Annotated in this window: 16 protein-coding genes and 1 pseudogene; 8 read left to right on the plus strand and 9 right to left on the minus strand. The window is 58.3% G+C overall.

What is annotated here, in order from left to right; genetic code table 11:
• The first annotated feature begins 367 nt into the window (after positions 1 to 367).
• On the plus strand, positions 368 to 1,261 hold the full coding sequence (locus tag NAO55_RS07420) for a LysR family transcriptional regulator (protein ID WP_020307717.1): 894 nt from the start codon (positions 368 to 370) through the stop codon (positions 1,259 to 1,261).
• A gap of 10 nt (positions 1,262 to 1,271) precedes the next feature.
• On the opposite strand, the gene NAO55_RS07425 is transcribed toward NAO55_RS07420, so the two are convergent.
• Positions 1,272 to 2,219, minus strand: a complete 948-nt coding sequence (locus NAO55_RS07425; protein ID WP_037004948.1) for an aldo/keto reductase — start codon at positions 2,217 to 2,219, stop codon at positions 1,272 to 1,274.
• Positions 2,220 to 2,951: 732 nt separating this feature from the next.
• On the opposite strand from NAO55_RS07425, the pseudogene NAO55_RS07430 reads away from it, so the two are divergent.
• Positions 2,952 to 3,134 (plus strand): annotated as a pseudogene (locus NAO55_RS07430) (IS5/IS1182 family transposase); the annotation flags it as partial.
• A 14-nt stretch (positions 3,135 to 3,148) separates the two neighbouring features.
• Here the strand turns inward: NAO55_RS07430 and NAO55_RS07435 are convergent.
• The 5 genes from NAO55_RS07435 to NAO55_RS07455 form a co-directional block, all read right to left on the minus strand.
• A complete protein-coding gene (locus NAO55_RS07435; RefSeq protein WP_020307714.1) occupies positions 3,149 to 3,340 on the minus strand; it encodes a periplasmic substrate-binding domain-containing protein in 192 nt (63 codons plus the stop codon).
• A gap of 723 nt (positions 3,341 to 4,063) precedes the next feature.
• On the minus strand, positions 4,064 to 4,381 hold the full coding sequence (locus NAO55_RS07440) for a hypothetical protein (RefSeq protein WP_020307713.1): 318 nt from the start codon (positions 4,379 to 4,381) through the stop codon (positions 4,064 to 4,066).
• 23 nt (positions 4,382 to 4,404) lie between these two features.
• Positions 4,405 to 7,527, minus strand: coding sequence for an efflux RND transporter permease subunit (locus NAO55_RS07445; RefSeq protein WP_011914418.1), 3,123 nt, complete (start codon positions 7,525 to 7,527; stop codon positions 4,405 to 4,407).
• Positions 7,528 to 7,529: 2 nt separating this feature from the next.
• Positions 7,530 to 9,167, minus strand: a complete 1,638-nt coding sequence (locus NAO55_RS07450) for an efflux RND transporter periplasmic adaptor subunit (RefSeq protein WP_011914419.1) — start codon at positions 9,165 to 9,167, stop codon at positions 7,530 to 7,532.
• Complete coding sequence (locus NAO55_RS07455; protein ID WP_003296208.1) at positions 9,164 to 10,450, minus strand: TolC family protein; 1,287 nt, start codon at positions 10,448 to 10,450, stop codon at positions 9,164 to 9,166. Before NAO55_RS07455 ends, NAO55_RS07450 begins: the two co-directional genes overlap by 4 nt.
• Before the next feature lie 619 nt (positions 10,451 to 11,069).
• On the opposite strand from NAO55_RS07455, the gene NAO55_RS07460 reads away from it, so the two are divergent.
• The 5 genes from NAO55_RS07460 to NAO55_RS07480 all read left to right on the plus strand — a co-directional run bounded on the left by NAO55_RS07460 (position 11,070) and on the right by NAO55_RS07480 (position 15,536).
• Positions 11,070 to 11,492, plus strand: coding sequence for a hypothetical protein (locus NAO55_RS07460; RefSeq protein WP_169918116.1), 423 nt, complete (start codon positions 11,070 to 11,072; stop codon positions 11,490 to 11,492).
• A gap of 131 nt (positions 11,493 to 11,623) precedes the next feature.
• Positions 11,624 to 13,699 (plus strand): 2Fe-2S iron-sulfur cluster-binding protein, encoded by a 2,076-nt coding sequence (locus NAO55_RS07465; RefSeq protein WP_231098873.1) that lies wholly within the window; start codon positions 11,624 to 11,626, stop codon positions 13,697 to 13,699.
• Complete coding sequence (locus tag NAO55_RS07470; RefSeq protein ID WP_014597608.1) at positions 13,700 to 14,389, plus strand: hypothetical protein; 690 nt, start codon at positions 13,700 to 13,702, stop codon at positions 14,387 to 14,389.
• Complete coding sequence (locus NAO55_RS07475; RefSeq protein ID WP_003298494.1) at positions 14,386 to 15,189, plus strand: multiheme c-type cytochrome; 804 nt, start codon at positions 14,386 to 14,388, stop codon at positions 15,187 to 15,189. The genes NAO55_RS07470 and NAO55_RS07475 overlap by 4 nt, the downstream gene beginning before the upstream one ends.
• Positions 15,190 to 15,200: 11 nt before the next feature.
• Complete coding sequence (locus NAO55_RS07480; RefSeq protein WP_003298493.1) at positions 15,201 to 15,536, plus strand: DUF1622 domain-containing protein; 336 nt, start codon at positions 15,201 to 15,203, stop codon at positions 15,534 to 15,536.
• A gap of 233 nt (positions 15,537 to 15,769) precedes the next feature.
• Here the strand turns inward: NAO55_RS07480 and NAO55_RS07485 are convergent, their stop codons facing one another.
• The 3 genes from NAO55_RS07485 to NAO55_RS07495 all read right to left on the minus strand — a co-directional run bounded on the left by NAO55_RS07485 (position 15,770) and on the right by NAO55_RS07495 (position 17,934).
• Complete coding sequence (locus tag NAO55_RS07485; RefSeq protein WP_003292133.1) at positions 15,770 to 16,099, minus strand: DUF2790 domain-containing protein; 330 nt, start codon at positions 16,097 to 16,099, stop codon at positions 15,770 to 15,772.
• A gap of 1,010 nt (positions 16,100 to 17,109) precedes the next feature.
• Complete coding sequence (locus NAO55_RS07490) at positions 17,110 to 17,445, minus strand: hypothetical protein (RefSeq protein ID WP_011914422.1); 336 nt, start codon at positions 17,443 to 17,445, stop codon at positions 17,110 to 17,112.
• 195 nt (positions 17,446 to 17,640) lie between these two features.
• On the minus strand, positions 17,641 to 17,934 hold the full coding sequence (locus NAO55_RS07495; protein WP_011914423.1) for a hypothetical protein: 294 nt from the start codon (positions 17,932 to 17,934) through the stop codon (positions 17,641 to 17,643).
• A gap of 604 nt (positions 17,935 to 18,538) precedes the next feature.
• On the opposite strand from NAO55_RS07495, the gene NAO55_RS07500 reads away from it, so the two are divergent.
• Complete coding sequence (locus NAO55_RS07500; RefSeq protein WP_003292136.1) at positions 18,539 to 18,994, plus strand: DUF305 domain-containing protein; 456 nt, start codon at positions 18,539 to 18,541, stop codon at positions 18,992 to 18,994.
• The last annotated feature ends 53 nt before the right edge of the window (positions 18,995 to 19,047 follow it).

Consider the following 19,047-nt stretch of genomic DNA (forward strand, 5'->3'; position numbering starts at 1 on the left):
GCTTCAATGACCGTTGGTGACAACCTAAATCAAGTGCGAGCTTTGCTTTCAGGCCCGCCACTGTATGGGCTCGCGCGACGGTGAGTCGTCAGTTTAGAAAAGTGAGCCAGGGAAATTCGCTAAAGCTCAAACGACGAGCTTGAACACACCTCTTAGGGGCAGATAGCACCGCTTCCGCTTACGGCCAGAAGCGGCCTATCGTTACCAGCTGAAATCGACCCTAAGCTGCCGCGTGTGTTCTGGCACCACACATTACGGAATTCCCCCACACTCACAGAAACCGTCGTCTATTGGGGCAATGTGGAACCAAGCAGCTGTAGCTTGCCTGGTGGCATAATCGCAGTTGGTTCATAACAGGTGTGCATTAATGGCCACTGAAAGCTACGACCAGCTCGCGATCTTTGCAGCCGTGGCGCAGGAGCGTAGTTTCACGCGCGCCGCTGCCAAGCTAGGTATGTCGCAGCCGGCCTTGAGTCGCGCCATGCGCCAGCTGGAAGAGCGCCTCGGCGTTAGGCTACTCGCGCGCACCACTCGCAGCGTTGCCCCCACGGAGGCAGGAGAACATCTGCTGCGGGTGGTCGCGCCCAGATTCGAAGAAATCGACAGCGAGCTGGGATTGCTCAGCGAGTTTCGTGACAAGCCGGCGGGCAAGCTGCGCCTCACCGCTGGCGAGCATGCGGCGATCACTATCCTGCAACCCGTACTGGCAACGCTGCTACCGGATAATCCGGATCTGAGCATCGAGGTCATCGTCGACTACGGTCTGACCGATATCGTGGCGGAAGGCTACGACGCCGGCGTACGGCTAGGTCAACAAGTGGCCAAGGACATGATTGCGATGCGCATCGGCCCAGATATGCGCATGGCTGTCGTCGGCTCCCCGGCGTATTTCGCTAGGCATCCGCAACCAGTAATTCCGCGTGACCTGATGCAGCACAATTGCATCAACATCCGCATGCCCACCTACGGCGGCATCTTCCCTTGGGAATTCGAGAAGAACGGAGAGGAACTCAAGGTACGAGTTGAGGGCCAACTGGTGTTCAACAACATCGCCATGCGCCTGGGGGCAGCCCTCCAGGGGTTAGGTTTGGCCTACATGGCCGAAGACCTAGTGCAGGCGCATGTAGCTGAAGGCCGGCTGATTCGCGTGCTTGAAGACTGGTGCGAGCCCTTCTCGGGCTACCACCTCTATTACCCGAGCCGGCGACAGAGTTCACCGGCTTTTACCTTGCTGCGCGATGCCCTGCGTTATCCGGGCTAAACCGAAAACATCACTGCGCTGGGGCTTCGACCCCGCTATAGGCGAGCACAGCCGGTGGTAGCCGTTCACCTTGGATGCTGATTTCAGCCAAGGCCGCATTGAGTTCCGCAAGCTCCTGATTGTTGAAGGTCACTTGTGCCGCTGCGTTGTTTTCGAGCATATGCGCCATCTGTGTCGTACCTGGAATGGGCACAATCCAGTTCTTTTGCACCATCAGCCAGGCCAATGCGAGCTGGGAGGGTGTCACGCTCTTGCGTTCGGCCCAGGCTTTCACCAGGCGCACAAGCTTCAGGTTATTAGTCCGACTCTCCGGCGCAAATCGGGCTTCGATCCCGCGAATATCACCCTCGGCAAAGCGCGTCTTTTCGTCGATTGCCCCGCTGAGAAAGCCGACCCCGAGCGGGCTCCAGGGGACGAAGCCGATACCCAGTTCCTCACATAGCGGAATCAGCTCCTGCTCGGGGCCTCGCCATAGCAGCGAATATTCGTTCTGCACCGCGCTAACGGGCAGCTCGGCATGCGCTCGGCGCAATGTCTTCAGCCCCATTTCGGACAAGCCCCAATGCAGCACCTTGCCTTCGGCCATCAAGTCTTTGACCGCCCCCGCCACGTCCTCAATTGGTATCTGCGGGTCGACGCGGTGCTGGTAAAGAAGATCGATGCGATCCGTACGCAGGCGTTTGAGCATGCCCTCAACGACTAACTTGATGTGCTCCGGGCGGCTATTGAGCCCTGGGCGGCGCTCACCGGTTTGCTGATCGATGTTCCAGCCGAACTTGGTAGCGATCACCACCTCATTGCGGAACGGGGCCACGCCTTCACCGAGAATTCGCTCCACCTCATGGGGGCCATACGCCTCGGCCGCATCATAGAAGGTGACGCCGTGCTCGAACGCGGTGCGAATGATGTTGTGCATCTCCACCCGATTAGGGATTGTCGTCTGGTAGGTGCGACTCATGATCTGCACGCCCAGGCCTACACTCGATACTTCCAGAGCGCCGAGTTTGCGCCGGCCGACCAGGGTAGTGGTTTTCGTTGGCTTTGCAGAGACTACTGAGTCACTGGCGTTCGCCGTCATTCCCGGGATCAGAGGGGCTTGGTATCACCTTACGTTCCCTACATTGACACTGCCAAATCGCCCGTCACCCCTACCTCTTGCGGCTATTTCGGTAATTGGCAATTGACCGTCAAACTCAAGTCCATTGATTGACACAAACTCGCGCCAATCAAGAGCAGGTTTGACGGGGGTATCAGAGCAAGCCAGCTCTAACAACGCCAATGTTTGACACCCACATTCGACGCATTAAGCCCGGAAGCAGCGTTAACGTGCGGTTTGTGAATCATTACGCAGGCGTACCAAAGCAGAAATCCTCTCGACATCGGGCTCACCTTGGACCGGTCAGAGCTTAGATCTTGGCATGTGAAAGGTGCCTGAAAATTAAATCGGATTCCTTGCTCGAAGGTCGTTGCTGGATCGATGGACACTCTGAGGGCAACAACAACCCACACTAACCCCGAGGTAAATCCATGATTGGATGCCCAGAATATAGTTTGACATAGAGGGCCGCAAAATCCGCAAGCTTCAGCGCTATGGCATGCCGCAACAACGGAAATATAGTTCGACACAGCCTAACGCGTCCGCCGGAAAAGCCCCACCGCAGCCAGGAATAAAGTCTGACACCGCCGCCCTGGCTCGGCTTATTTTGCCTACTCCGCCAACTTCCTGAGCGACACCGAGCATGGCGTGATCATGTAAGTGGAAACGACTCCGGTGCATCGTACTGCCGCAGTCGACTCGACCAGAACGATGGTCGAGTGTTTCGAAGCGCAGTTCGATCTAACGCCGGAACGCCTCATTGGCTATGCCGCCTATGCGGTGCAATCCGCCTAAAGAGGTGCGTTCACGGGCCGCGGTTTGAGCTTTAGGGAAAATCCCTCCTCGCTTTTCTCCACTATCAGCTCATCTCCCAGCGTCCAACCGAGTTTCGCAAGTAACTCAGATGGAAGCTCAACGATTACGTCTCCGCTGCCGTCTCCCGGATCTTGGCAGACAACTCGCCAGCTGTTAGGTGTGTCCATGACGCCACCCTCCTTACAGAAGCTAAAGTCAGAAGCATGGCGGAGACGCCTTACCATAGCGCACACCCATGTCGTAGATTCCCCCTATTTGGAGGCTAAACCATGACAGAGCCCAGCGACCACGAAATTGGCCATCCCGAGGGATTGATTCCTGCGCTCGCAGCCAGCGCCACGCATGCTGCTTACCTGCGTGCAGTTCAGGCAGGCCGTACGCTGATAATGGCGAGGGATGGATGGCTCGTTCGAATTGATCCGGACGGCTCAGAGACGCGGCTTCGCGCCTTACCCATGAAGCATAAGGTAACGGCGGGGAGCGTCTTTCATTTTAGCGCGCAATTGCGGAGCTAGGGCTGCCCAACGCGGATACGACTGCCTCACGAAAGTGGCGGGCGCAGGCAGTACCGCCAAGATCTTGAGGCGGTGAGTGCGGCAAGCTTAATCCGTACAATGCCGCTTCGTTTGCTCTGTGTAGCCCGATGAAGCACCCGATGGTGGCAATCACCGAGGCCACGCCAGGTCGCCTGGATCGAAGTAGCTGCTACAGGTAGCAGACGTGATCGACACGAAGCCTGATTTGCGTGGCTGTCCATTCGCATCGCTTGGCCTGCCGTCCGAGAATGGATTCCCGCGGCAGTTATTTGGAATCTGCGGTGCTGCTCGACCTGGCTTGTTAGCTGGCGTAAACCAAGATCCATCACGGCGACCAGATGAAGACCGGTGGAATTAGGAGGCGATGCGAATGCCGCACGCCGAGTACTTCTGGTTAAGCGCCAGATCGATTTCGGCAACGTACTTCACGTGCGCCATGCTGCACGGCACATCTATCAGGCGATGCAACGTCTTCTCTATTTTAGCCTGGGGCCTTTTGGTTGTTGACGATACCGTCGATGGGAATCGCGCCTGCACAGTCAGCAGCGACACCGTTTCGCCTCCAAGATCTATGGCTCCATTAGCGTCGCGAATGACTGATGGAGGATGCGAATCGGTGTCGGAGTCGATGCGATTACCCACCGGCCGGACGATCAGGGCGGATTCGAACAAATCGATGCTCGAATCCGCATCATTTAGCAAGCCGAACGGGCCAGGCCACGCTGTTTCACGAGCGTATAGATCGCCGGAATAACAACCAGCGTAAGAATCGTCGAAGAAACCATGCCGCCCACCATCGGCGCGGCGATGCGCCTCATCACCTCCGATCCGGTACCGGTGCCCCACATGATTGGCAACAGACCGGCCATGATGGCAACCACAGTCATTATCTTCGGCCGCACTCGATCCACCGCGCCAATTATCACTGCCTGGTAAAGGTCATCCACCGTCAGCTTTTCACCGGCAGCCTCCCGCTCTGCTCGACGCTCATCGAGCGCGTGGTCAAGGTAGATCAGCATGATCACGCCTGTCTCCGCGGCAACGCCAGCCAGAGCAATGAAACCCACCGCTACTGCAACGGAGAAGTTGTAGCCCAACGCCCACATCAGCCAAACGCCACCTACCAGCGAGAATGGCACTGAGAGCATGACGATCAGCGTCTCGGTAAGCCGCCGGAAGTTCAGATACAGCAGGAGGAAGATCACCACCAGCGTCAACGGCACTACGATTTTCAGCCGCTCGGCCGCTCTCTCCATGTACTCAAACTGGCCGCTCCAGGTGACATAATACCCAGGCGGGAAACTCACTTGCTCCTGTACAGCTTGCTGCGCCTCGCGCACGTAGCTACCGATATCCCTATCACGAATATCCACGTAGATATAGGCCGATAGCAATGCGTTCTCAGTGCGGATGCTCGGCGCGCCCTTAGTGATGCTGATGTCCGTAAGCTGGCCGAGTGGTATCTGTGCACCGCTCGGCGTCGGCACTAGCACTTCAGTGCCGATCCGTTGGGGATCGGAACGCAGCTCTCGCGGATAGCGCACATTGACGCCGAATCGCTCCCGCCCTTCGACAGTGGTGGTCACAAGCTCGCCGCCAAGGGCGGTGCTAATCACCGTTTGCACTTCCCCTACCGTCAAGCCGTAGCGGGCCAAGGCGTCATAGTCGGGCGAAATGTCGAGGTAGAAGCCGCCTGTAATACGTTCGGCAAACGCGCTGGTGGTGCCGGGCACTGCCTGCACAACCGCTTCAATCTGAGTTGCTAGCCGCTCGATCCCGGCGAGGTCCATGCCAAATACCTTGATGCCAATGGGCGTTCGAATGCCGGTGGAGAGCATGTCCAAGCGCCCTTGGATGGGCATAGTCCAGCTATTTGCCACGCCCGGAAATTTCAGCGCGTCGTTCATCTCGGCGATGAGCTTGTCCACCGTCATTCCTGGCCGCCACTCTTTCTCCGGTTTGAGGTTAACCACCGTCTCGAACATTTCCACCGGCGCCGGGTCGGTGGCCGTGGCCGCGCGGCCCGCCTTGCCAAACACCGAGGCCACCTCTGGGAAGCTCTTGATGATCCGGTCCTGCGTTTGCATGAGCTCAGCGGCCTTGGTAATAGACATACCAGGAAGCGAGGCTGGCATATACAGCAGCGTGCCCTCGTTGAGTCGCGGCATGAACTCGCTACCGAGCTGCCGCGCCGGCAAAATGCTAACGACCAAAACCACCAGCGCTACAACGATTGTCATCACCTTCCAACGCAGCACACCTTGGATGATCGGGCGGTAGACCCATATCAGAAAGCGGTTCACCGGGTTCTTGTGCTCGGGGATTATCCGCCCTCGCACGAACAGCAGCATCAGCACCGGCACCAGGGTCACTGATAGCAGCGCCGCAGCGCCCATAGCGAAGGTCTTGGTGAGCGCCAGCGGCGAGAACATCCTCCCCTCCTGCGACTCCAGCGTGAACACCGGTAGGAAGGAGACTGTGATGATCAGCAGCGAGAAGAACAGCGCAGGGCCTACCTCCCGACAGGCCTCGATTATAATATGTACACGCGGCTTCTCCGGCGGCGCTCGCTCCAGGTGCTTGTGGGCGTTCTCGATCATCACAATAGCTGCGTCCACCATCGCACCGATGGCGATCGCGATGCCGCCCAAACTCATGATGTTGGAGTTGAGCCCTAGCCAGCGCATGGCGATGAAGGACATTAGGATGCCAATCGGCAGCATGAGGATGGCCACCAGCGCACTGCGCACGTGCAGAAGAAACACAACGCACACCAGCGCAACGATGATCGACTCTTCAAGAAGCGTGAACTTGAGATTGTCGACAGCGCGCTGGATAAGATCCGAGCGGTCGTACACCGTCTCGATATTCACTCCTTCCGGCAGGCCGGGACGGATCTCCTCTATTTTGGCCTCAAGATTGTCGATCACGGACATAGCATTCTCGCCGTAGCGGGCAACGGCGATGCCGCCGACCACCTCACCCTCTCCATCGAGCTCAACGACGCCGCGACGCTCGTCCGGGCCGAGTTCGACGCGAGCTACATCACGCAGCAGAACCGGAATTCCGCGTGAAGCTTTCAGTACCAGTTTCTCGATGTCCTCTGCACCGCGCAGGTAGCCACGACCGCGCACCATGTACTCGGTCTCGCTCATCTCTACGATGCGGCCACCGACGTCGGCATTGCTGGTACGGATGACTTCAGATATCCGGCTCAACGGGATGTCATAGGCCTGAAGCTTCTGCGGGTCAACGGTGACCTGGTACTGCTGGACAAAGCCTCCGATGCTCGCAATCTCGGATATGCCTTCGGCCTTGGTGAGCTGATAGCGCACGAACCAGTCTTGCAGGGTGCGTAGCTCAGCAAGGGTATGACGTGTGCTGGTCAAGGCGTATTGGTAGACCCAGCCCACACCTGTGGCATCTGGCCCTAACGCGGGTGTCACCCCCGCTGGCAGGTTCTTCGAAGCGAAGTTGAGGTACTCCAGCACCCGCGAGCGGGCCCAATAGATGTCGGTACCGTCCTCGAAGATGACATAGACGAAGGAGGCACCGAAAAACGAGAAGCCTCGCACCACCTTGGAGTTGGGCACCGATAGCAGCGCCGTGGTAAGCGGATAGGTGACCTGATCCTCTACCACCTGCGGGGCCTGCCCAGGATATTCGGTGTACACAATCACCTGCACGTCGGATAGGTCCGGCAGTGCGTCCAGTGGGGTTTTCATTACCGCGTAGATGCCGGCGCCGATGATAATCAGCGTGGCGAGCAACACAAGGAAGACGTTGCGCACCGACCATTCAATGATTTTGGCAAGCATGCTTAATGCCCTCCATGGGAATGGCCGCCGTCCGGCATCACATGATCTGGGTGACTCCCAGACTCAGCGTCGCTACCGTGGCCCGCATCCACCTCACCCGCCGGCTTATGAAGCTCGTTGCTCTCGTAACTGCCGCTATCACTGTGATCGTCGTGTCCAGCATGACGATGAAGTGCATCGGCATTGCCTGGCGCGGCGGGACCGTCAGGCCCGACGGCGGCTCCATGGGCATGGGGATCCGCTTCTGCAGTCGAAGCCGACTTCCCACTCATGCCGCTTAGCGCTGCCTTTAGGTTGCTCTCGGCGTCTATCAGGAAGTTGGCGCGCGTGACTACTGACTCGCCCTCCCCCAGCCCTTCCAACACCTCAATGTAGCCGTCGGCACGCCTGCCTGTGCGCAGTTCGCGCGGCTCAAAGCGACCTTCGCCCAGGGCAACCAGCGCAATCCGGCGAGTACCGCTGTCGATTACCGCCGAGTCAGGCACTGCGAGCACCGGCGCCTGCTCACCTGCTGCGAGCTGAGCGGTGCCGAACATAGCCGGCTTAAGCAGGCCGTCGGGATTGGTTAGCTCGATGCGAACCCTGGCGGTGCGAGTCTCCGGCGACAGATCGGGATAAACGAAGGTTACCTCGCCCCTAAAGCGCCGGTCGGGATAGGCGCTTACCGTAAGCTGCGCCTTCTGCCCAAGCTGAACTAACGCCAGATCCTGCTCGAAAACCTCAGCGATAAGCCAGACGGTATCGAGATCCGCGATTCGGTAGAGGGCATCCCCTGGCTGAAAGCGCATACCTTCAACCGATGGCTTATCCAATACCACGCCATCCACGGGCGCGGCGATCGTCAAAGTGCGAGTTACCTTGCCAGTACGACGCAACCGTTCAAGCTGTGCTTCCCCGATATCCCAATTGCGTAGCCGCTCAAGGGCAGAATAGGAGAGGGAGGCGAGCCCCTTTTGCGCGGCCGCGCTGCCGCCGGCAAGACTTTGCTGCCCGGCATTGGCGATCAGGAACTCCTGCTGCGCCGACACCAGCTCGGGGCTGTAGACCTCCATAAGTGGCTGGCCTTTGCGAACCGGCTCACCGGTCGTGTTGACGTAGAGCTTTTCGATCCAACCCTCAAACTTGGGCGCCAAGGTGTATTGGCCGCGCTCGTCGACCTGCACCGTACCGACTGCACGCACTGTACGGGTGAGCACGCGGCGCTCAACTGGCGAAGACAGTACACCCAGCAACTGCACCTTCTCAGGGCTGATTACAACGGTGTTTCCCGATTCATCACCCTCATAAACGGGGATGTACTCCATACCCATGGAGTCCTTCTTCGGCACCGGGGAGGTGTCCGGCAGTCCCATGGGATTGCGGTAGTACAGGATCTTGCGCTCGCCCTGCGCGGCAGCAGGCCCCTTGTCGGCGTAGACCGGGATGTAGTCCATCCCCATCGGATCCTTCTTGGGCACTGGCGACGTGTCGGGCAGCCCCATGGGGTTGCGGTAGTACAGAACCTTGCGCTCTTGTGGGGCGGTGCTTCCAGCTACCTCCGAGGAGCCTGTCCTTTGCGCCACCATGTAGCCACCACCGAAGCCGGCGATTGCCGTCGCAAGGGCGAGCGCACCTGCGCCGAAAATCATGCTGCGATTCATAGTTCTGCTCCGACAAGACGTTCCAATTCCACCACTTGGACTCGTTGCTCCAGCGCCAGCGAGAGCAGCGACAGCCTCAGCTGGCGAATCTGTCGCTGGGCATCAAGCAAGGTCGCGAAATCGACGTTGCCGGTCTGATAGCTGGCGAGCGCCGATTGATAGGTGAGCTCCGCCTGCGGCAGGAGCGTTCTGTCAATCAGTTCGTGCTGTCGAAAGGCTGTCTCCAACGCCGACCACGCTTCACCTACGCTGCCCGCGAGACGGCTGTTGACCGCCTCGCGACGAGCCTCGGCGGCGTAGCGCAAGGAAACGGCCTCGCGCTGCTCTGCGCTGCGGCGTTTGCCCCACAGCGGGATATTCATCTCCAGCATCAACTCGAACTCTTCGGCCCGGTTACCCATCTGGACGACGGCAGTGCCGACGGTGATATCCGGAATCCAGTTTCGGCTGGCAAGCGCCTCAGCACGCTGGGCCTCTTGAATTCGTGCATTGAGCTCAGCCAGTTGAGGATTGCCACCGAAGATACGAGCCTGCAGCTCAGCCAAGGTCGGCACTGATGCAGGCAGAGCAGGCCAACCGGCGGGCTCCGCCAGCGGCGAGTTCGCAGGGCGCGCCAAGATGCCGTTCAACCGCGCCGCCGTGCCGCGTCGGTCGCGTTCCAGCGTCAGCAGCTCGCTCTGCAGACTGGTGTGCTCGGTCTGAGCCTTGATCACGTCCTGTTGCGGCGCAAGCCCCACTCTGTAGCGAGCTTGGGCAATACTCTCAAGCTCATCCACCAGCGCCCGCAGCTCCTCGGTGACCTGGATGGCTGCGTGGGCATACTGGTATTCGTTGAAGGCAAGCTTGACGAGACTCCTGAGCTCGACTCGGCTCAGGCGCTCGCGGGCCGCTGCCTGCTCGGCGCCCGCCTCTGCGATCTCGCGAGCAAGCCCCCGCTTGCCGCCAATAGGAAAAGTCTGACGGAACGCGTAACGTGTGCTGCCAACGCCGCTGGGCGATAGGCTCGGGTCGTCGCGGGCGATGCCCATTTCCTCAAAAGTGAGCATCGGGTCCGGGAGCGCACCGGCTACATCGGGACGCTCCCAGGCGGCCTGCCTCTCATGCCCGACAGCCCGGAGCTCTGGGCTCTGCCGTTCAAGCAGGTCTAGCAGCGGAGGCAACGTGGCGCCAAGCTCGGCTGACCCTGGCGAAGCCTGCGCGCCGCTGCTCAGAGCAAGGCCTAGGATGACGGGTGCTAGCAGCCCCCAACTGCGGACGGGCAGCGGCTGAACGATCCAGTTCATAGAATCTCCTTACTGCAGTGCCGGTCCCGTTGATTGCAGCAACGACAACTAGAATATTCGAGGACTTCGGCTTGCGCACCACGCCAGTCATGAGCGGAGAGCGGAAACGGGTGTGCCGACCAGGCGCGATATTTGATCAAGTCATTCATCATGTTTAACTCCGAAGCACGCAAATTTCGGCACAAGGGAAAGCTTGGACCCGTTTATGAGCGAGCTATTGTTTGGCTTTATTGCAGATCAGACCTGTCGTTCATATAACTTAAACTTTACATTTATGTCAGTTACCTAAACTAACATATTTTCAGCGTACTACTCGCAAAACACCTGCTATCTCCGCCGCCGCAAACCACAAATAACCTGCTACCTCCTCTTCAAAATCAATACAACTATTTCACCAACAAACGTGAAAATGTAATGCACAAGTAAGGTTTACGACAGCTTCTTCTCTGTAGGCTATTAGTAATAGCCTGATCTGTAAGGTAGTTTTTCCTACGCCCACAGCCAAAGTCAGAAAAAAAACCATTAGGAGGTTGTCATGAGACCGCACCGACGCACACCCCTCGCTCCAATTTGCTTCGTGGGAATACTCCTCGCTGGGACGACGCTCGCTGATGACGACATGCACAACAAGAACGCCATGCCTAGCCCAATTGGACAGCAGCCCACCAGCACGCCATCGGCGCACGCTACCGATCCGAAGTCCTCTGCTCCTCAGAATACGCTTGCAACGCCCGATGCCATGGCCACGCACATGGAGGAGATGGCAGCCATGATGCGCCAAAAGGGGCAAGCCATGGAGGCCATGGGCCGACAGATGCAGGAAGGCAGCATGCAGATGCATCAACAGGCCATGGCGATGAAGACTGGCGACGCCTCTGCGCATCAGGGCATGGACATGTCTGCCACGATGCAGCACATGCAGCAGATGAATGAGGACATGAAGCACTGCGAGATGCAGATGCAGAGGGTTGACGCCACCATGCAGAAGATGGATTCGAGCATGGGTGGCGGTATGGCTAAGAAGAAGATGGGCCACATGTAGCGGAGGCCGGCGCGGTGCTAACGGAAGACTTCGTACGGTGGAAGCGAGTCGCCGCTGCAGCCACGCTGGCGATGCTGCTAGCTCCCGGAACTGCTGGCGCTCAGTCGGCTGCTGATCTACACGCAGCTTATTTGCAAGGCAAGGTCGGCTACACCACGGCTGCGCAGCTGGTCGCTGCCGGCACGGCATCTGCCCAGGGCGGCGGCTCGATGGGTGGTGTGCCGATGGGCACCACGCCGGCGGCTGGCGTGCCGATGGGCGACGACGATCACGCCGCGCATCATCCGGACAAGGCCGGAAGCATGGCGGTACCGCAGCCGGCGCCAGCCGATGGCATGCCGGCGCAAAGCAGCAGCTCGATGAACGGCATGCCGATGAGCGCCACACCGCCGGCTGACGCATCGGCGGGCGATGACGATCACGCCGCGCATCACCCGGACGCGACTGCCAGCATGCCGGCTTCGAGTGGTGCATCGATGGCCGGTTCCATGGGCGGCATGATGGCCGGTTCCATGGGCGGCATGATGGACGACATGATGCGCGGCTGCCGCGGAGACGAGTGCGGTCGGGATCGGCGCCTCAACAAGCTGCTGTATCCGCAGCTGATGGCGCTACCGGATCTACCGCCGGAGCGGCGCGCGAGCGTTGAGCAGCTCGCCCACCACCGGATGCACGAAGGGATCCAGCTATTGGCGTCCCTGTCGTCGGAGGCGTCGCACGCGGTCCAGCGCAACGACTACGGCGGCCTGCAGGAAGCATCCGACCGCATGCGCGTGGCCTGGGGCGAATTCGACAGCGGCTTGTCGGCCTACCGCGCACTGGCCGAAGGACAGGCGCCGCGGGGGATCGCGCTGGCGTGGTTCCGGCGCGAGATGAACCTGACCGATCCCCTGACCACGGCCCCGGCGCACGGCGTCTTCGGCCTGTCGGGCTTCCACTACTTCACGATGGCGTTGCTGCTGGCCTTTGCGCTGCTGGCCGCCTGGATGTACGTGGCGCGAACCCGACGCACGAATGCGGTCCTCGCCACGTTGCGCACCGGGGCACCGGTGCCTCCGGCCCCCGCCGCTGCGCCTCGTTCCGGTGTGGCGCCGGTCCCCGCGGCGTCCGTGTCTCCGGGCGTGCCGGCCGAGGGCGAGCCGCAGGCACGCGCACCCGTGTCCACCATGGGCGGCTGGGTGGGCAAGTTGCGGGTCGCACGCGTCTTCCAGGAGACGCCCAAGGTCAAGACGTTTCGGCTGGCGCCAGTGGAGGGCGTGGGTGCGCTGCCGTTCGAGTTCGAGCCCGGCCAGTTCCTCACGCTTTCGGTGCATTCAGGCGGGAACCAGGTCAAGCGCTCGTATTCGATCGCTTCATCGCCATGCTGCCACGGCTGGTGCGACCTGACGGTCAAGCACGAAAGCGGCGGCATCGTCTCGGGTTACCTGCACGAGCAGGTGAAGGAAGGCGATCTCCTAGATGCGTCCGGCCCCTACGGCCGCTTCACCTTCCGCGGCGTCGAGTCCGACAGTGTCGTGTTCCTGGGCGGCGGCGTCGGCATCACGCCGCTGATGAGTTCCATCCGCTACCTGACCGACCAGAGCTGGAACGGCCGGATCGACCTGGTCTACGCCTGCAAGGACCTGGAAAGCGTGATCTTCCGCGACGAGCTGAACCAACTCGCCCGCCGGCATCCGAACCTGCATGTGTCCATCGTGCTGAGCGACGAGTCATCGGCGGCATGGACCGGCCCGCGTGGGTTCATCACCGCCGAACTGCTGGGGCAGATTCCGCAGATCCGTTCGCGCCGCATCCACTTGTGCGGTCCGTCGGTGATGATGGACGCGGTCCGCAACGAACTGGGCAAGCTGGGCATCGACCTGGCGTCGGTTCATTCCGAGCTGTTCCTGAGCCCCTCCAGGACAGTGCCTCCCGGCCTGGAGGTGTCGGCGGGCGACACGGCGACGGCCGTCACCTGCAGCTTCGAGCGGTCCGGAAAAAAGGCGCCGCTGGCGGCCGGCCAGACCGTTCTCGAGGCCGCCGAAGAGGTCGGCGTTCCGATCGAATATGCCTGCCGGCAGGGTTACTGCGGCCTCTGCAAGATCAAGCTGCTGTCGGGCGAGGTCACCATGGACGTGGACGACGGTCTGACGCCACTCGATCGTTCCTCGGGCGTGATCCTGGCCTGCCAGGCGAAAGCGTCGGCCGATATCTCGGTGGATGCGTAGATGCGCAACCAGGATCGCATCATCGCGACGATCATCTTCTTGATGCTGGTGGTCCTGTGGCTGGGTTTCCTGGTGCACCGCTCTTCCTTCTTCGCCGGAAGCCTCCTGGGTGGCGTGTTCGGCGTCGTAGGCGCGGCGTTCATGCTCGTCCCGCTCACCTACACCGTAATCAAGCGCAGCGCTACGCTGCGCCGCGCATTCACCAGGAAGCATGGCTTCGGCGCATTGCTGCAGGCGCACGTCTATTTCGGCTTGGTAGGCGCGCTGTTGGCCATCCTCCATAGCGGGCACAAGTTCCAGAGTGCGCTCGGCGTCGCGCTGACGGCATCGATGCTGCTGAGCGTGCTCACTGGGTTCATCGGCCAGCATTACCTGCGCTACGTCGCGGAGAACATCCGCGAGAAGAAGGCGCAGATCGACGGGCTGTGGCGCCTTCTGGATGGGCAGTACTGGGCCTACGCGCAAGGACCAACAGCGGGCGTTGCCGGTACGCCCAAGGCCAGCGCCGAACTGCTGCCACTGGCATCCGCCGCCGCCGATCTGCAGTACTCGATCCAGTTCCAGGAGCGGGTGCGCAGGCTGTTCAACGCCTGGCTGTCGGCACACATCGCGTTCTCGATCATCTTCTATCTTCTGCTGGCGTTGCATATCTGGGCTGGCATCTACTTCGGGTTGCGGTGGTTCAGATGAGTCGAAAGGGAAAGATCCTCGCCGCGCTGCTCGCGGTCCTGGCGCCGGTGTCGGCAGTCGCACTGTGGACATACCTTCCGCAAATGCAGCGCGCCGCGACGTGGCAGAACATGGCCTCTCCGGGCCCCCTGTCCAGCGCACATGCGTTTCTCAAAGAGGACTGTGCGGCGTGCCACACGCCGGTGAAGGGCGTGGAGGACGCGACTTGCGTGGCCTGCCATGCAAACGAGACCGTCCTGGTCCAGCGACAACCGACGGCATTCCATGCCGACATCGCCGGCTCGAACAACTGCGTGGCCTGCCACAAGGAACACGACGCCGGCCGCAGCCTGCGTGGTATGGACCATGCGGCTTTGACCGACATCATCGTGCGATGGCTCGATCGGGCCCCGGAGGGTCATGAGGGGGCGGTGCTGCTCGCGCACCTCAAGGCACACCGGCCCGAGGCGCTGCCGGGCAACCTCTCGCTTGCCAACGGCATGACTTACAAGGAGACGCTGCTGGACTGTGCGAGCTGCCACAAGACCACCGACCCGCACGTCCAGGTCTTCGGAAACGACTGCGCGACATGCCACGGCACGACCACATGGTCGATTGCCGAGTACCGGCATCCACCGCCGAGTTCCACCGAGTGCGGCCAGTGCCACCTCGCGCCGCTCAGCCACTACAAGGAGCACTTCGGAATGATGTCCAAGCCGATAGCGGGTGTCAGGAATGCGGAACCTGAGCAGTGCTATCTCTGCCACCAGACCACCTCATGGAACGATATTCGGGGAATAGGCATCTATGACCACCATTGACGGGTGTTTCTATGAACCTTGAGGCACCTCATGCAGCGATTGAGATCGCGGTGATCGGGTTCGAGATTGCAGGGGTGCTCGCTATAACTTTCGGAAGTTTCATAGCGCTCTATCGCTTTTTTTTCAATTACAAAGGGGCCGCATTGACGGATCGCTCCCGGTCATTACGGCAAGATATTGGCGGCGCGATTGTGCTAGGACTAGAATTCCTCGTTGCTGCCGATGTCATACGAACGGTTGTAATTGAGCCCTCGCTACGAAACGTTGCAGTACTTGGTTTGATAGTACTTGTCCGAACATTTCTCAGCTACACGCTCCATATGGAAAATAAAAGCCGCGAGTCGTAGGCACCCCTCGCGGCTATGTATGTACTACTAAGCACATCGCTCAGCTGGGCAGTTTCCCCAGACGGCCCCATGCCAGTACCCGCACCGATTCGCCATAAAAACGGCAAGGCTAGTAACGATTGTATTGCTGAAATGCTTATGACCACCGCCGCACCAGGAGCATGTCTCGGGCTGCGACTACCGCCTCGGACTCTTACGTTTATGCAGGCTTCGATGGGTCGATAGGTGGTGTCTTATCTCCGACAGTTCGTTCCGGCGACCCGATACTCAACAATCGCCAAATCACCCTTAGAGTCCTCATAGGTAATTTGGGCCGGCATCACATCGTTGCAGGTCATATCGGTTCGCGTGGTACGAATTACCTTGGCGATGTCCAACTTCATCCCATAACGATAATGGACAACTTCGGGAGGCTTCTTTCCGACAGAAGTAGCGTACTCCCGCATAGTATTTTCGTTCGCACGTATCATTTCGCCATACTCGCGATCTGAGCTACCCTCTGCCAAGGATAATGAGCTCACGCTCATAAAAAACACTGCTGCCGTAATCTTGAAAGCTTTCATAACCAGCTCCTAACTTAACGTGTGTGATGAAATTATAAGAGCGGCAAGCTGTTACTCATATGACGCGGTAATTACACTGGTGTTATGAATCAAATTACCCAAGGATTAAGTGGGGCCGGTAGCATTCGAGCAAGCATAGCCATCCCGATTAATTGGCTCAGTTACCTAGCGGCCACACCATATGAAAATCATTCAGCCGTTGAGCTGGGGGTCGCAGGCGCTCAAGTTTTAAATTTGAGAGGCCCATCCACGCAGCGCTTCTGGCTAGGACGGGCCGACGGGTGACAGGCGCCCCTCGGCTCTTGATGAAGGGGCATAGAACTGGCACTGCCGGAGCAGAGAACAGCATCGGCATCGACCAGGGGCGTATTCTCGATATGCGCCGCATCAGACTTTCCCGGCTCAAAGCTGGGATACTGACCGCTGCGATCTCAGACCAAAAGATGGGTCTCGTCGATCACATGCATCGCTTTGCGTGACGTCCGCGTTTGCAAGCTACCCGCGGCAATTATCGGTGCCTTTTGGAAGACATCACGAGGAAGACCACATACTGCTCGACAATGACAGACTCAACTTGGTAATAGCCTATGTAGGAGGCGATAGCGGCGCGGCCATAAGGGGCGGCATTCAGAATGGCAATGGAGCTTCAAAACGCTGCGTATCGTCACACTTTTGGTCAGGGCCTCATATTCGCGGCAGAGAACGCGATCGCGATCGGCGGCATATCAGAGCGGACTGGTGGTTTTCCACAGCGACTGTAGTGATTTCGTAGCAGCACCACTGGGTCCCCCACAGACATTCGCTCAACTGGTGAAGTAGACGCCAACTGAATGTAAAAATTGTATGTGCTGTGGAAAAATTAAATCACTCGCTCATGTTGCTTTGAGCTGAGCCGAGAAGGCCGACTCAGCCCATTGTTGCATGACACGCTGTCAGGATCCTCCTCCCGTGTAAGGAGACGTTATGATCCGGCTTACCCCTGTGGCAGCTACTCAGAAATAACTTTCTTGTCATTTATTACCATGTGAGCGGTTGTTTATTTTGGCTGGCATTCCGCGGAACTCTACCGCGTGAAGTCGCCCGTCTGGAGTACGAATTTTTATTTCATATGGCCTAACATTTCCCTTAAGTGTGTTATTTATAGCTTTATTATCCGAACGCTCTTTATTCATAGGGGCCACACTCACCACCTCGCCGCGCTTCAGCAGATCCAGCATTACTTGGTGACCATCCCCAACAGTGTGATCGTGCCGCATAGCACTTTCTTGTTCCGTGCCGGCGACGGCTGCGAAAGCTGCCGAAATTAGCGAAATCGTCACCAGTGCTTTACTAATTTGGTTCATCATTTATCCCTCTTCCCCGATTTGCGTTTAAAAAACTATTGCTCGCTTTCTGTCTCAAACATCCCAAGTATAAACTGCACGTCTAGGGTTCCCTTAGCAAAGGGAAGCCTAAGCATCGATGATTGTTGCAGGGTAAGTGCTGATACCTGCAACAACCATAATCGTATTAATATCGCGGAGGTGTCCGTTAAAGTGGTATCAGCCGTTTTTAACGCCTACTGGGGCACCGAGAAATTCGACCGAATGGACGACTCCGTCAGGGGTTTTAATTTTAATCTCATACGTTCTTACATCACTTCCGGACACTGGTGAATTACCCATTGGGGTCACGCTTAGCACTTGCCCGGTTTTTAGCAGATTGACCATCACTTCATGACCATCGCCAACAGTATGGTCGTGTCTCATGGGTTGATCGCCTTTATTTGCAGCGATGAGAAAAGGAGATGTAGCGGTTAGAACAAGGGCGATAACGAGCTTTTGCATGCTTTTCATTGTGCTTTCCTCAGTGTTGGGGCCTGATTTGAGTGTGGCGGGTGAATACTTACGGGATGCTGTCCCTAAAATTACATTGGCGTAACCTCAGTGACAGCCAACAAACGTTCAGCTCCTGCGCTTTGGAAACTGGAAACAGGTCTGAACGACCTGATCTTCCACAAATCGCAATTACTGGTTACCGCAAGGATCTCGATGTCGCTCCTTACCCCTTAAAGGCTTACCTCTTCTACATTCGACAGCGAATATCGAGGAGACATCCACAGTTCGACAGGTCGTACAGCGTCACCAGGCGCGCCGTGTTCCTCACCAAATCACGGAAGCGCGTCACGCAGCCAGACTGGCGCATGGTCACTTCTACTTGGAGCAGCGCTGCGCAAACCCGAGAGCGAGTAAACTCGGTGCAGATTACATTTTTGTAAGCTTTTTAAAAAAATCGAAACCTCACAGCCTCCCGGCTTGTCCGTTCTTAGGTAACACCGAGGGCTGATTATCAAATCTGAGCTCTCACAGTATTAGTAACGCAACTGCCCGGCATGATCGAAAAATACGCAGACTTTAGTCAATGCAATACTGTGGCAGCACATCACCATGAGGAGTTGATATGAAAATGTCTTATTGGCGTTTCGCTGCGATGGTGGCCACATCAACCGTCATCATGTACGGCGTTATGTATTTGAATACTTACGCTTTTGAGCATGTTCTATGGAGTGAGACCCGTGCTTGGATGGCGTTAGTAATGGGAGCTGTCATGGCGATAGTCATGCTCGCCTTCATGCTCAATATGTACAAGAAAAAGCCCATGAACATAGCGATATTCGCCGGCGGAGCAGCTTCCTTTGCTATTGCCCTGTGGCTTGTTCGTAGCCAGGCAACTGTCGACGATACGGACTATATGAAGGCCATGATTCCTCACCATTCCATAGCCATCATGACAAGTGAGCGCGCTCAGATTTCAGACCCGCGCGTTCGCAAGCTGGCAGATCAAATCATTGAGGCTCAGCGCCGAGAGATCTCTGAGATGAAGTTCCTGATCAATGATCTAGAGAGGGCTAACTGAAAAAACGTATCGAGCAACTTTCTCGCCCCGGCCCGTTTTTCCTTCAAGCGTCA

Source organism: Stutzerimonas frequens, from assembly GCF_024448335.1.
Taxonomy (GTDB): Bacteria; Pseudomonadota; Gammaproteobacteria; order Pseudomonadales; family Pseudomonadaceae; genus Stutzerimonas; species Stutzerimonas frequens.

Bases quoted from the DNA above. Each gene is read 5' to 3' on its own strand.
- NAO55_RS07470 (WP_014597608.1), top strand. From the start codon at position 13,700: ATGCGCAACCAGGATCGCATCATCGCGACGATCATCTTCTTGATGCTG.
- NAO55_RS07435 (WP_020307714.1), bottom strand. From the start codon at position 3,340: ATGGACACACCTAACAGCTGGCGAGTTGTCTGCCAAGATCCGGGAGAC.
- NAO55_RS07500 (WP_003292136.1), top strand. From the start codon at position 18,539: ATGAAAATGTCTTATTGGCGTTTCGCTGCGATGGTGGCCACATCAACC.
- NAO55_RS07495 (WP_011914423.1), bottom strand. From the start codon at position 17,934: ATGAAAAGCATGCAAAAGCTCGTTATCGCCCTTGTTCTAACCGCTACA.
- NAO55_RS07475 (WP_003298494.1), top strand. From the start codon at position 14,386: ATGAGTCGAAAGGGAAAGATCCTCGCCGCGCTGCTCGCGGTCCTGGCG.
- NAO55_RS07490 (WP_011914422.1), bottom strand. From the start codon at position 17,445: ATGATGAACCAAATTAGTAAAGCACTGGTGACGATTTCGCTAATTTCG.
- NAO55_RS07450 (WP_011914419.1), bottom strand. From the start codon at position 9,167: ATGAATCGCAGCATGATTTTCGGCGCAGGTGCGCTCGCCCTTGCGACG.
- NAO55_RS07485 (WP_003292133.1), bottom strand. From the start codon at position 16,099: ATGAAAGCTTTCAAGATTACGGCAGCAGTGTTTTTTATGAGCGTGAGC.
- NAO55_RS07445 (WP_011914418.1), bottom strand. From the start codon at position 7,527: ATGCTTGCCAAAATCATTGAATGGTCGGTGCGCAACGTCTTCCTTGTG.
- NAO55_RS07480 (WP_003298493.1), top strand. From the start codon at position 15,201: ATGAACCTTGAGGCACCTCATGCAGCGATTGAGATCGCGGTGATCGGG.
- NAO55_RS07460 (WP_169918116.1), top strand. From the start codon at position 11,070: ATGCACAACAAGAACGCCATGCCTAGCCCAATTGGACAGCAGCCCACC.
- NAO55_RS07455 (WP_003296208.1), bottom strand. From the start codon at position 10,450: ATGAACTGGATCGTTCAGCCGCTGCCCGTCCGCAGTTGGGGGCTGCTA.
- NAO55_RS07420 (WP_020307717.1), top strand. From the start codon at position 368: ATGGCCACTGAAAGCTACGACCAGCTCGCGATCTTTGCAGCCGTGGCG.
- NAO55_RS07425 (WP_037004948.1), bottom strand. From the start codon at position 2,219: ATGAGTCGCACCTACCAGACGACAATCCCTAATCGGGTGGAGATGCAC.